The organism is Streptomyces sp. NPDC088147, from assembly GCF_044741565.1.
In the GTDB taxonomy this organism is placed as follows: Bacteria; Actinomycetota; Actinomycetes; order Streptomycetales; family Streptomycetaceae; genus Streptomyces.
Map to the genome: position 1 here is coordinate 67,500 of NZ_JBIUSY010000004.1, position 12,430 is coordinate 79,929.

General features: G+C 70.7%; 9 protein-coding genes. 4 read left to right on the plus strand and 5 right to left on the minus strand.

Annotated features, from left to right (window positions below; translation table 11 throughout):
- Positions 1-92 precede the first annotated feature (92 nt).
- The 5 genes from ACIOGX_RS15480 to ACIOGX_RS15500 form a co-directional block, all read right to left on the minus strand.
- Positions 93-3,149: an alpha-mannosidase gene (locus ACIOGX_RS15480; protein WP_401913516.1), complete on the minus strand. Its 3,057-nt coding sequence runs from the start codon at positions 3,147-3,149 to the stop codon at positions 93-95.
- Between the two features lie 174 nt (positions 3,150-3,323).
- Positions 3,324-4,607 carry a glycosyl hydrolase gene (locus ACIOGX_RS15485; protein WP_401913519.1) on the minus strand — a complete coding sequence of 428 codons (1,284 nt, stop codon included), beginning with the start codon at positions 4,605-4,607 and terminating at the stop codon, positions 3,324-3,326.
- 117 nt (positions 4,608-4,724) lie between these two features.
- Entirely contained in the window at positions 4,725-5,585 is an 861-nt protein-coding gene (locus ACIOGX_RS15490) for a carbohydrate ABC transporter permease (RefSeq protein ID WP_401913522.1), read from the minus strand.
- The gene (locus tag ACIOGX_RS15495; RefSeq protein WP_129768062.1) at positions 5,582-6,559 is read right to left on the minus strand and encodes a carbohydrate ABC transporter permease; all 978 of its coding nucleotides are present in this window, start codon (positions 6,557-6,559) and stop codon (positions 5,582-5,584) included. Before ACIOGX_RS15495 ends, ACIOGX_RS15490 begins: the two co-directional genes overlap by 4 nt.
- A gap of 17 nt (positions 6,560-6,576) precedes the next feature.
- Positions 6,577-7,869 carry a sugar ABC transporter substrate-binding protein gene (locus tag ACIOGX_RS15500; RefSeq protein ID WP_356510061.1) on the minus strand — a complete coding sequence of 431 codons (1,293 nt, stop codon included), beginning with the start codon at positions 7,867-7,869 and terminating at the stop codon, positions 6,577-6,579.
- A 457-nt stretch (positions 7,870-8,326) separates the two neighbouring features.
- Here ACIOGX_RS15500 and ACIOGX_RS15505 point away from each other — a divergent pair, with 457 nt between their 5' ends.
- The 4 genes from ACIOGX_RS15505 (at position 8,327) to ACIOGX_RS15520 (ending at position 12,368) form a co-directional block, all read left to right on the plus strand.
- A complete protein-coding gene (locus ACIOGX_RS15505; protein ID WP_383970651.1) occupies positions 8,327-9,343 on the plus strand; it encodes a LacI family DNA-binding transcriptional regulator in 1,017 nt (338 codons plus the stop codon).
- A 65-nt stretch (positions 9,344-9,408) separates the two neighbouring features.
- The gene (locus tag ACIOGX_RS15510; protein ID WP_384765011.1) at positions 9,409-10,206 is read left to right on the plus strand and encodes a FadR/GntR family transcriptional regulator; all 798 of its coding nucleotides are present in this window, start codon (positions 9,409-9,411) and stop codon (positions 10,204-10,206) included.
- Positions 10,203-10,976, plus strand: a complete 774-nt coding sequence (locus tag ACIOGX_RS15515; protein ID WP_356510067.1) for a creatininase family protein — start codon at positions 10,203-10,205, stop codon at positions 10,974-10,976. The genes ACIOGX_RS15510 and ACIOGX_RS15515 overlap by 4 nt, the downstream gene beginning before the upstream one ends.
- Positions 10,977-11,396: 420 nt before the next feature.
- A complete protein-coding gene (locus tag ACIOGX_RS15520; RefSeq protein WP_384765009.1) occupies positions 11,397-12,368 on the plus strand; it encodes an alpha/beta hydrolase family esterase in 972 nt (323 codons plus the stop codon).
- Positions 12,369-12,430: the final 62 nt, after the last annotated feature.

Genomic DNA, 12,430 nt, shown 5'->3' on the forward strand with positions numbered 1-12,430 from the left:
GCACGGCGGCGGACGCCCCGTGTCCCCAGGGCGCCCGCCGCGTGTGCCGGCCGTGCCGTGTCGCTCAGGCCGTGTCGCTCAGGCCGGGCCGGTCAGCCGCGCGTCAGCCGCAGCGTGATCAGTTCGAACGGGCGCAGCGTCAGCTGGACCGACCCGTCGGCCGCCTCGGGCGGCGCCACGTCCGCCAGCGGGCGCTCCAGCAGATCGGTCACGGCCAGTCCGGTGGTCTCGAAGCCGATGCCGACCCGTGCCCTGGCCCGGCCGCCGGTCGACTCGTAGAGCCGTACGACCAGATCGCCGCTGCCGTCGTCGGCCAGCTTGACGGCGCTGACGACGACGGCGTCGTTGTCGACGGTCACCAGCGGGGCCACCTCCGCGTCGCCCGGAACGCGGCGCTCCGGCAGGTTCACGCGGTAGCCCTCGCGGACCGCGTCACCGATCGACGCGCCGGGCGCCAGGGCGTGCCGGAAGCGGTGGACGCCCTGGTCGGTCTCCGGGTCGGGGAAGCGCGGGGCGCGCAGCAGCGAGACCCGGACGGTCGTGGTCGTACCGGCGTCCGAGGTGCGGACCGTACGGGTCACGTCATGTCCGTACGTCGAGTCGTTGACCAGCGCGACGCCCCATCCCGGCTCCTCCAGATGCACGAAGCGGTGGTTGCACGCCTCGAACTTGGCCGCCTCCCAGCTGGTGTTGGTGTGGGTGGCCCGGTACACATGGCCGAACTGCGTCTCCGACGCGTACCGCTCGGCGTGGACATCCAGCGGGAAGGCCGCCTTGAGGAACTTCTCGGTCTCGTGCCAGTCCACCTCGGTGTCGATGTCGAGCCGCTTGACCCCGGGGGCGAGCGTCAGCAGCTGGGTGACCTTCGAGGAGCCGAAGCCGCGCACGACCCGGACACCGACCGCGCCGGCCGGCAGCGCGCCGGCCGAGGGGTCACCGTCCTCGACCGGGGTGAGCGCGTCGAGATCCGTCAGATCGGTGACGGTGTTCCGGTAGAACTCATCCACGTCCCAGGCGTCCCACTGGTTCGGGAAGTCGGGGTGGATCTGGAGGAGGTTGGCCGCCTCGCCCGGGGCGACGGCCTCGCGCTCCGCGCTCACGTCGTAGACCGACACGACCAGGCCGCGGCCGTCGATCTCCACCTCCAGCAGCCCGTTGCTGAGCACATATCCGCCGCCCTCGCGCGGCGAGAGCTGCGCGCTGCCGCTCCCGCCGACCGGTCCCGCCGCACCCGCCGGGACGCCGCCGCGCGCGTGCGGCGCGGAGTTGAAGAGCAGGGTCGTCCCGCCGGACGTGTCCCCGGCGAGGGCGCGCTGTGCCGTGTCCACGATCCCGTTCAGCTCGGCCGCGACGGCCGCGTACGTCTTCTCCGCCTCGCGGTGCACCCAGGCGATGGACGAGCCGGGCAGGATGTCATGGAACTGGTGCAGCAGGACGGTCTTCCAGATCCGGTCCAGCTGCTCGTACGGGTACGGCGCGCCGGTGCGTACGGCCGCGGTCGCGGCCCACAGCTCGGCCTCCCGCAGCAGATGCTCGCTGCGCCGGTTGCCCTGTTTGGTCTTCGCCTGGCTGGTGAGGGTGGCGCGGTGCAGCTCCAGATACAGCTCACCGACCCAGACCGGCGGGTTCGGGTATTCCGCCTCGGCCTTCGCGAAGAACGCGCCGGGTGCCTCCCACTCGACCGTCGCGGAGCCTTCGAGGCTGCGCAGCCGGGCCGCCTTGGCGATCATCTCGCGGGTGGTGCCGCCGCCTCCGTCGCCCCAGCCGGTCGGCGCGAGGGAGTGCCTGGCGACCCCCTTCTCCTTGAAGTTCTTCGCCGCGTGCGCGATCTGCTGGCCCGTCATCGAGCAGTTGTAGGTGTCGACGGGCGGGAAGTGGGTGAAGATGCGGGTGCCGTCGATGCCCTCCCAGCGGAAGGTGTGGTGCGGGAACGTGTTGATCGTGGACCAGCTGATCTTCTGGGTCAGCAGCCACTTGGACCCGGCGGCCTTGATGATCTGCGGCAGTCCCGCGGCGAAGCCGAAGGTGTCCGGCAGCCACGCCTCGTCGTTCTCGATGCCGAACTCGTCGAGGAAGAAGCGCTTGCCGTGCACGAACTGCCGGGCCATCGCCTCGGAGCCGGGCATGTTGGTGTCGGACTCCACCCACATGCCGCCGGCCGGTACGAACCTGCCGTCGGCCACGGCTTGCTTGACCTTGGCGTAGACCTCGGGCCGGTGCTCCTTGATCCAGGCGAACTGCTGCGCCTGCGACATCGCGAAGACGAACTCCGGCTCGTCCTCCAGCAGCGCGGTCATATTGGCGGTCGTACGGGCGACCTTGCGTACTGTCTCGCGCAGCGGCCACAGCCAGGCGGAGTCGATATGGGCGTGGCCGACCGCGCTGAGGCGGTGGGCGGTCGCCGGCGCGGGGGTCGCCAGGACCTCGGCGAGCCGTTCCCTGGCGGCGGCGGCGGTGCCGTTCACGTCCTGGAGGTCGACCGCGTCGAGCGCGCGGCTGATCGCGCGCAGGATCTCCCAGCGGCGGGCGCCGTCGACGGGCAGCTCGGCCATCAGCTCCCCCAGCACCTCCAGGTCCTGGATCAGCTGCCAGACGGTCTCGTCGAAGACCGCGAGATCCATCCGGGCCAGGGTGTACTGCGGCTCGCTGCCCGCGGTCTCCTTGTCGCCGAGCCGGGTCGGCAGGAAGGGGTGGTAGTCGAGGATCACCGGGTTGGACGCGGCCTCGACATGGAGGAGCACCTCTTCGCCGCCCGCGACGGGCGCTCCGATCCGTACCCACTGGTTGCGCGGGTTGAGGCCCTTCACCGGGGTGCCGTCGGGCCGGTAGACCAGGCCCTCGCACTGGAAGCCGGGCATGTTCTCGTCGAAGCCGAGGTCGAGGACCGCCTCGACCGTACGGCCCGCCCACTTCTCGGGGACGGTCCCGGAGACCCGGAACCAGCTGGTGCCCCAGGGGGCGCCCCACCGGTCACCGGCCTGGACCGGCTCGGCCGGGCCCGCCAGGCCCTCTTCGACGGGTACGGGTTCGCCCGGCGCGTTCCAGACGGCGACGTCCAGCGGTATCGATTCGGGGTATACGGCGGGCCGGATGCGCTCGTCGAGGACGCGCTTGAGGCGGGCCTCCACCAGGCTGCGGTCGTCGTGCATGAGGGGGTGCTCCTGAGGTGCGTGTGGGTGCGGGTTACCGGGAAGGGTCAGGGACTACACGTACACGGGTCACGGGATACTGGCCATGGGGAGGGACTACCCGTTTCCCTCGTTCCCTTGGCACGGCACTCACCGTTCCTGCCGGACTCACCGGTCTCACGGGGTTCACAGGTCTCACCGGACCTGGTCCGGGCGGACGACCTCGGTGATGTGGCGGCTCGTCAGATGCTCCGTGTCCTCGGCGCGGCTCGCGAGGACGGCGGTGGGGCGGACACCATCCTCGGTGAGCCGCGCGAAGGCCTCGAAGAACGCCCCGCCGGGACGGCAGGTGCTCCGGGGCGGCGCGTGCTCGCCGTCCCCTGCCGGGTGGTCCGCGGTCTCGTCGTCCCCGATGTCGACCACGAGCGCGGTGGTGCGTGGAGCCGGGCTGTACGTTCTGCCGCGCCACTCCTCGACGATCCGGGCGATGGACTCCCCGGCCGGCTTGACCTTCCGGTCGTTCGTCAGCAGGCCGAGGCTGTATTCCAGTTCGGGGAAGTCGGCGAGCGAGCGCGACACGTCGTGCGAACACCACCAGGTGACGCCCCAGACATCGGGGCAGTCCAGCGCGTTGGCGACGGTCGCCTCGGTGAACGCGGCGGCGTGCTCGGCCGGGATCAGCGGCGCCGGGGCGCCGACCTCCTGGAGCCAGACCGGCCGGTGCGGTTCCAGCGCCCACGCCTTGGACAGCTCGATCAGATAGGCGGCGTGGTGCTCGGTGGCGGTGCCTGTCCGGCCGTGCCGCTGCGCGGTGCCGTTGAAGACCCAGGAGTGCACGGCGGTGACGGCGCCGATCCTGGCTGCGTGCGCGGGGGTGAAGGCGTGCTCGTCCTGGTACCAGGCGGCGTCGTACTCCGCGTGCAGATGGAGCTTGCCGGGCGCCCCCTCCTCACAGGCGTCCAGCAGCCGGCGGAGCCAGTCGGCGGCCTGCGCCGGGGTGATGGGGTCGGGATCGGGGTGCGGTGGCCCGGAGAACTGGTTGATCTCGTTGCCGATGGTCATGCCGATGAAGTTCGGCCGGTCGGCGAGGGCGGCGGCGAGCGTACGGAGATACTCCGCCTGACCGGAGACGACATCGTTGTCAGTGAAGATGTTCCGCCGGTGCCAGGTCCGGGTCCAGGCGGGCAGGAAGTCGAAGCTCGACACGTGGCCCTGGAGTCCGTCGACATTGACGTCCAGACCGCGTTCGGCGGCGGCGTCGGCGAGCTGGACGAGCTGTTCGACGGCGCGGGGCCTGATCAGCGTGCGGTTGGGCTGGAAGAGCGGCCAGAGCGGGAAGACCCGGATGTGGTCCAGGCCGAGTCCCGCGATCGAGTCCAGGTCGGCGCGTACGTCGTCGAGATCGAAGTCCAGCCAGTGGTGGAACCAGCCCTGGCTGGGCGTGTAGTTGGCGCCGAAGCGCGGCGCGGGAGTACTCATACTGGCAACGTTGTCCTGGTTCTGTGGCGCGTTGGACAGCGGGCGGTGATACGGGGGGGGGGAGCGGTGGTGACGGGCGAGCGGGCGGATGTCCGGGGTCTCCGGCCGGGCCTGGGGTCAGCCCTTCACGGCGCCTTCGCCGACACCCCGGAAGAAGTATCGCTGGAGACAGGCGAAGAGCACGATGAGCGGCGCCACGGCGATGACCGTACCCGCCGCGACCAGCCGTGGATCCTGGGCGAAGGTGCCGTGCAGATAGTTCAGTCCGATGGTCAGGGTGAAGTTCTCCGGGTCGCTGAGGACGATCAGCGGCCAGAGGAAGTCGTCCCAGGCGCCCATGAAGGCGAAGATCGCCACCACCGCGAGGGTGCCCTTGACCGACGGCAGCGCGATCCGCAGGAACCGCTGCCAGGTGTTGGCCCCGTCGACGAAGGCCGCCTCCTCCACCTCGTGCGGCAGGTTGAGGAAGGCGTTGCGCATCAGCAGGACGTTCATCGCGCCGATGGATCCGGGCAGCAGCACCCCGATCAGGGTGTTGTTGAGACCGAGGTCACGCATGGTGGTGAACTGGGCGATGATGATGCCCTCGACGGGCACGAGCATGGCGAGGATGAACGCGAGGGTCGCCGCGCGGCGGCCTCGGTAGCGCATCCGGGCCAGCGCGTAGCCGGCCAGCGCGGCGCCGACGCAGTTGGTGATCACATTGGCGGAGGCGACCTTGAGGGAGTTCAACGCGTAGTCCCAGACCGGGATGATCTCGGCGACACGGCTGAAGTTGTCCAGCGTCGGCTCGCTCGGCAGGAACGTCGGCGGGGAGCTGTAGATGTCCTCGTGCATGCCCTTGAGCGAGGTGGACAGCTGCCACACGAACGGCCCGGTCATCACGGCCAGCATCACGAGCAGCAGGGCGTACCGCAGGGCGAGCTGCCAGGGTGCGAGGCGCCGGCCGTCGGCGTCGGTGGTCTTCGGGGAGCTCACGCGTCCTCCTTGCGGTCGGCGCGGAGCACCAGCAGCATCAGGGCGACCGTGACGACGAAGACGACCACGGAGATGGCGGAGGCGTAGCCGACCCGGCCGCTCAGCCCGGTCCCCACGCGCTGGACGAGCATCACCAGCGTGGTGTCCTCGCCCGCGGGGCCGCCGCTGGGCCCGGCCATCAGATAGACCTCGGAGAACACCTTGAAGGCGGCGACCGAGGACAGCGCGCCGACGAGGACCATGGTGGAACGGACCGCCGGTACGGTGACGGTGACGAAGCGCCGGATGGCGCCCGCCCCGTCCACGGCGGCGGCCTCGTGCAGTTCGCGCGGTACGTTGGCCAGCGCGGCCAGGTAAATGATCATGTAGTAGCCGAGGCCCTTCCAGACCGTGACGGCCATCGCGCTGAACAGCAGCAGCCACTGGTCGCTGAGGAAGCCGATCCTGCCGACCCCCACCGCTTCGAGCACCGCGTTGATCAGCCCCCGGTCGTCCAGCATCCACACCCAGATCAGCCCGACCACCACGATCGAGGCGACCACGGGGGTGTAGAAGGCGGAGCGGAAGAAGGTGATGCCGGGGATCTCGCGCTGCACGAGCATGGCGAGCAGCAGCGGCAGGATGATCAGCGCGGGGACGACCCCGACGACATACAGCGCGCTGTTGCGCAGGCCGATCCAGAACATCTCGTCATGGATCAGTTCCCGGAAGTTGGCCAGCCCCACGAACTCACCCGGGACCAGCGTCCGCCGGTCGGTGAAGGAGTTGACCAGTGTGCTGAAGAACGGGTACAGGCTGAAGGCGCCGACGATCAGCAGTCCCGGCGCGGCGAACAGCCAGGGGCTGGAGGGCAGTTGGCGCCTGATGCCGGTCGCGGGGCCGCGGGGCCCACGCCCGGAGCCGGGGCTCCGGAGCGTGGTTCCCGGCGCGGCCGCGTCCGAGGGGAGCGCCCTGGGGGCGGTGGTGCTTTTCATGGTGCGGGGCTCGGCTCTCAGCTCTTCTTGAGCAGGCTGTCACAGGCCACGACCGCGCGGTCGAGCGCCTCCTGGGGACTCTGCTTGCCCTGGAGCGCCTTGGCGACCTGGTTGCGCAGCTCGGTCTTCATCTGCTCGCTGAACAGGACGGGCGTGTAATTGACCGCCGTCTTCAGGGACTTGGCGGCGGCGATGCGCACGCGCGTCTCGTCGGTGCCGTCCTCCTTGGTGAAGTACGGGTCGTCCAGGGAGCCCTTGGTGCTCGGGAAGATGGCGACCTGCTTGGCGAACGACATCTGGCGGGTCGCGTCGGTCACGAAGTGGGCGAAGGCCACGGCGGCGGGCTTCTGCTTGGTCTGCGCGTTCACCATGACGCCCATGACGTACATGTTGACCTTGCCGGTGCTGGTGACCTGGTCGGTGATCCCGATGTTCTTGTAGAGGCTCGGGGCCTCCTTCTTGAACTTCTCCAGGTCCAGCGCGCTGCCCGGGTTCATCGCCACGGCCTCGGTGAGGAACTTGGTCCCCGAGGACTCGGGGGTGGCGGTGAGCGCCTGCGGGTCGAGCGCCTTCTTGTCGAACAACTCCTTGTAGCGGGTGAGCATTTCCACCCCCTTGGCGTCGTTGAACGCGAAGCCGTCGCCCTCCTTGTTCATCAGCTGGACGCCGTAGCGGCCGAAGTCCTCGATGGTGGGCACCTGCGCGAGGGTGGCGATCTCGCCGTCGCTCTGCTCGGCCAGCTTCAGCCCCTGGTCGAAGACCTCGTCGTAGGTCGTCGGCGGCTTCTCGGGGTCGAGTCCGGCGTCCTCGAAGAGCCGCTTGTTGTAGAACATCGGGCCGGTGTTGAGGTACCAGGGGAAACCGTACGTCCCGTCCGTGCCCGGGATCTGATGGCTCTGCCACGCGCCCGGCAGGTACTCGTCGCGGAACGAGGCCGCCGTGTCGTCCTTGTCGAGGTCGAGCGCGAGCCCGGCCTTCGCCAGCGGGGTCACCAGGTCGGGCGAGACATTGACGACGTCCGGCAGCGTGCCGCCGGCGGCGTCCGCGCTCAGCTTGTCGGCGTAGCCCTCGGCCGGCCGGTCGACCCACTTCACCTCGGTGTCGGGGTACTTCTTCTCGAAGTCCTCGATGACTCCGTTGAAGTAGTCCTTGAAGTTGGCCTGGAGGTTCCAGGTCTGGAAGGTGATCTTGCCCTTGACCGGGCCCGAGGCGTCGGAGGAGTCGTCGCCGGAACCTCCACTACAGGCGCTGAGCGGCAGAACGGTGGCGAGAACAGCGGCGACAGCGACTGTTCTTCGGGAGATGCGCACGGAGAACGGCTCCTTTGCTCGGACCAGGCGTGCGTACGGCCAGCCGGAGCTGCGGGCCACGGCTGCGAATTACCAGCAGACCTTGCAATGTGTGGGGGTGAAAGTCAACACATTCGTGCGACAAAGGCCCATCATCCGAGTGTCGTAGCAGCTCAGAGCGGTTCTTTTGCTTTCCTTGCGGTATGACACTAATGCGCTTTAGGATGCTCGGACTCAAGCGCATTAGTACGGGGTCCACATGGCTCGTCCGGTACGGCCGGAAGGCCCTGCGATGCCCCCGTTGCACACCCGGGTCCCGAAGCGCGGACGCACGCGGGAACGCGGACGCGACGGGGCGTGCCGGGAAGGCCGGGAAGGGTACGGGGACCGCGAGAAGAGAGGCACACGGGTGGCAGCGAACCCGCCGTCGGACAGGGACACGCCCACGGCCAGACGTACTCCCCCGCGCCGTCCGACCATGAAGGACATCGCGAAGCGCGCCGGGGTCTCGGAGAGCGCGGTCTCCTTCGCGCTCAACGACCGCCCCGGCGTCTCCGCGGTGACCCGCGACCGGGTGCGCCGGGTCGCGGAGCAGCTGGGCTGGCGGCCCAGCACCGCCGCCCGCGCGCTGTCGGGCGAGGGCTCGGCGACGGTCGGCCTGGTGCTGGCCCGTCCGGCGGCGACCCTCGGCGTCGACTCGTTCTTCCTCCAGCTCATCTCCGGCATCCAGGAGATCCTGTCAGAACGTCAACTCGGCCTCCTTTTCCAGGTGGTGGAGGACGTGCCCGCCGAGTGCGCGGTCTACCGGCGCTGGTGGGCGGAGCACCGCGTCGACGGCGTACTGGTCGTGGACCCCAGGACCGACGACCCGCGGCCCGATCTCCTGGCCGAGCTGGGACTCCCCGGCGTCGTCATCGGCGCGCTGCCCGCGGGCGAGACGGGCCGCCACCCCGGGCTGTCGCAGGTACGGGCCGACGACGCGGGCGCGATGGCCGCCATCGTGGGCCGGCTGCACGAGTTGGGGCACCGGCGCATCGTCCATATCGCGGGGCTGCCCTCGCTCGCCCACACCGAGCGGCGCATCCGGTCGCTGCGGATCGAGGCCGACCGGCGAGGGCTGCCCGAGGCGCGCTCGCTGACCACGGACTACTCCGACACCCAGGGCGCGGCGGCCACCCGCCGGGTACTGGAGGAGGACCGCCCGCCGACCGCCCTGATCTACGACAACGATGTGATGGCCGCGGCCGGGGCGGCCGTGACGACGGGGCTCGGCCTCTCCGTACCCGGCGATGTCTCGGTCATCTCCTGGGAGGACTCGGCGCTGTGCCGGCTGGTGCGCCCCTGGCTCACCGCCCTCTCCCGCGACTCGGTCGCCTTCGGCCGGATCGCCGCGACGGAACTGGCCGCGCTGCTCGACGGCGGCGGGGCCCGCACCGTGCAGGTGCCGCTCCCCCGGCTGATCGAGCGGGAGAGCCTGGACCGGGCACGGTCGTAACGCGCCGGAAATACATCCGTGCATGACCATTGACACCCCAAGAGATCAAGTGATCTATTCACTTCATGAGTCGCAGTGAACTGTCACTGTCCGAGCATCTGGCGGACAGCATCGTCGAGATCATCCGTACCGAACGGCTGGTCCCCGGGGACGCCTTGGCGTCCTCGCGTGACCTCGCCCGCCGGTTCGACGTCACCACGCCCACGGTCCGCGAGGCCCTGCGCAGGCTCGAGGCCACCAACGTGGTGGAGTTCCGGCACGGCTCGGGGACGTATGTGGGACCGGGCAGCGAACGGCGGCTGCTCGCCAATCCGCATCTTCCACGGGGCAGCCGGGAATCGGTGCTCGAACTCGTCGAGGCGCGACTGGTCCTGGAACCCGCCGTGGCCGCCGCCGCGGCGCGTGCCCGCGTACCGGAGGCAGTGGAGCAGTTGCGGACCGCGGCGGCCAACGCGCTGCATCCGCCGCGCGAGTCGCTGCTCGCCTCGATGCACTTCCACGTGGTGCTGGCGACCGCGAGCGGCAACGCGCTGCTGCGCGAGGCCGTCGAGGCGTTGCTCCAGGTCAGAGCGCGGGAGCAGGTCGAGATCCGGCATCGCTACAACGACCGCGCACGGGACCACGCGGAGCATGTGGAGATCTTCGAGGCGGTACGGGACGGGGACGCGGACGCGGCCGAGCGGCTGACCCGGGAGCATCTGGGCTGCATCCGCGAGGCGGTCCTCGCCGCCGATTTCCCGGACACCGGAACAGCCGGCGGCGGGACGGCGGACACCGGCACGACGGCGACCACGCACGGCGCGAACGGCGCGGAGGACAGCGCCGAGGACGGCGCGGAAACAGATCTGGAGGTCCGCCGATGAACGCCGCCCAGCCGCTGCGACTCGCCGAGATGACCACCGAGGAGGCGGCCACCGCCGTCACGGCGAGCCCCGTGGTGATCATCCCGGCCGGCGCGTTCGAGCAGCACGGTCCCGCGATGCCCCTGGCCACGGACACGATCCGGGCCGAGGGCGTGGCCGAACGCGTGGCCGCCGCACTGGCCGGCCGCGCGGTGATCGGGCCCCCGCTGCCGGTCGGGGTCTCCCCGCACCATCTCGCCTTCGCCGGTACGGTCACGCTCACCACCACGACCCTGGCCGCGGTGGTCCGTGAGTACGTGGAGAGCCTGTACCGGCACGGCTGGCGGAAGGTGCTCGTCATCACCGGCCACGGCGGCAACAACGCCACGCTGTCCACGGTGGCGCAGGACCTGCTCACCACCCACCCCGATCTCCAGTTCGCCTGGACCCCCGTCACCGCGCTCGCGGCCGATGTCGTGTCCGGGATGGGGGTCAGTGAGGTGCACGGTCACAGCGGCGAGGCCGAGACCGCGCAGATGCTCCATCTCGCCCCCGGACTGGTGCACACCGACCGGCTCACCGCCGGTACGACCTCCACCGCCCAACTCGACCCTCTCTCCCGGCTCTCGCGCCACGGCGCCCACCCCGCGCTCGCCGTGCGCTACGACCGGCTCAGCCCCAATGGCATCCTCGGAGACCCGCGCCGGGCGACCACCGAGGACGGACACGCGGTCGTCGACGCCGTCGTGGTCCGTGTGGTCGCCTTCGTCAAGGAGTGGCTGGACGCCTGAACCGGGCGCCCGCACCCGCCACTTCCCCGCAGACGGCACCGCGCCGCCACGCCGCCGCGACGGCGTGCGTGGTGCCGTAGGCAGCACCCGCCCGCACCGGCCCGCACCACCGGGCCCGTACGACACCCCCCGCGCACGACCCCGCGTGTGAGCGCGCCGCGTCAGCCCTGACGCGGTACGCATCGCACACACAGCACGGCACAGCACAACACGACACAACACAGCGCCACAACACACCACCGCACAACACAGCACCGCACGCGCACCACACACACGCGGCACCAGCACAGCACGCGCACCACACATCGCCTGTGTCACGCATCGCGCGCCAGAGCCGCGATCCCCGCCCCGGACGACGGGGCACTCCTGCCGAAATCCAGTGAGCCGTCCGCCCCAGGCGTCCGGCAGAAGGAGCTTGCCATGAACTCCCTCCAGCGGATGGCGACAGCCGCCGTGGGCCTCGCCCTGTGTCTCACCGCGACCGGAGCGACGACCGCGACGGCGACCGCCGACCCCGCGGCGCGGGGCACCTCGAAGACCGCCTGCCGGCCGCCCGCGCCGCAGCAGCCCGGCACCAGCGCGTCGCACACCATCAGCAGCGGCGGCCGGGAGCGCGCGTACCGGCTCCATCTCCCGGCCGACTACGCGAAGAAGCGTGACTGGCCGGTCGTCCTCGCCTACCACGGCCGGGGCAACACCGGCGCCGGGACGGAGGAGTTCTCCAAGCTCTCCACCCTGCCGGCCGTCGTGGTCTACCCCGAGGGGGTCATCGGCACCGGCGACGGGGACCGCCAGGCGTGGCAGGGCGCTCCGTACGCGGCGGCCGGGGTGGACGACGTCCGGTTCACCGAGGACCTGCTCGACCGGCTGGAGTCCACCCTCTGCGTGGACGAGCGGCGGGTGTACGCCACCGGGAAGTCCAACGGGGCGGGGTTCATATCCACCCTGCTCGCGTGCCGTCTGGCGGACCGGATCGCCGCCATCGCGCCCGTGGCCGCCGCGCTCTACCCCACCGGTGAGCCGTGCGAGCCGTCCCGTCCGGTGCCCGTCATCGAGTTCCACGGCACCGGCGACGTCACCATCCCGTACGCCGGGGACGCCGACCGCGGGCTCCCCGCCATCCAGGACTGGGTGGCGGAGTGGGCCACCAGGAACGGCTGCGACTCGCGCGCCCGTGACCAGGTGACCGAGCCCGACATCACCGTCTCGCACTGGCGCGGCTGTGACCGAGGCGCCGAGGTCCGGCACGTCGCGGTCACCGACGGCGGACACACGTGGCCCGGCGCCGACAGCTACAGCGGCGGCGGCTACACCACGCAGACCATCGAGGCGCACGAGGTCCTGTGGCGGTTCCTGCGCCCGTTCCGTACCCCCGCCTCCTCCCACCACTGAGACCCGCCCCCCGTCCCCGCCGATCACAGGAACCGAGCAAGGAGCCCGCTCCCATGTCCACC

Bases quoted from the DNA above. Each gene is read 5' to 3' on its own strand.
- ACIOGX_RS15480 (WP_401913516.1), bottom strand. From the start codon at position 3,149: ATGCACGACGACCGCAGCCTGGTGGAGGCCCGCCTCAAGCGCGTCCTC.
- ACIOGX_RS15485 (WP_401913519.1), bottom strand. From the start codon at position 4,607: ATGAGTACTCCCGCGCCGCGCTTCGGCGCCAACTACACGCCCAGCCAG.
- ACIOGX_RS15495 (WP_129768062.1), bottom strand. From the start codon at position 6,559: ATGAAAAGCACCACCGCCCCCAGGGCGCTCCCCTCGGACGCGGCCGCG.
- ACIOGX_RS15505 (WP_383970651.1), top strand. From the start codon at position 8,327: ATGAAGGACATCGCGAAGCGCGCCGGGGTCTCGGAGAGCGCGGTCTCC.
- ACIOGX_RS15510 (WP_384765011.1), top strand. From the start codon at position 9,409: ATGAGTCGCAGTGAACTGTCACTGTCCGAGCATCTGGCGGACAGCATC.
- ACIOGX_RS15515 (WP_356510067.1), top strand. From the start codon at position 10,203: ATGAACGCCGCCCAGCCGCTGCGACTCGCCGAGATGACCACCGAGGAG.
- ACIOGX_RS15520 (WP_384765009.1), top strand. From the start codon at position 11,397: ATGAACTCCCTCCAGCGGATGGCGACAGCCGCCGTGGGCCTCGCCCTG.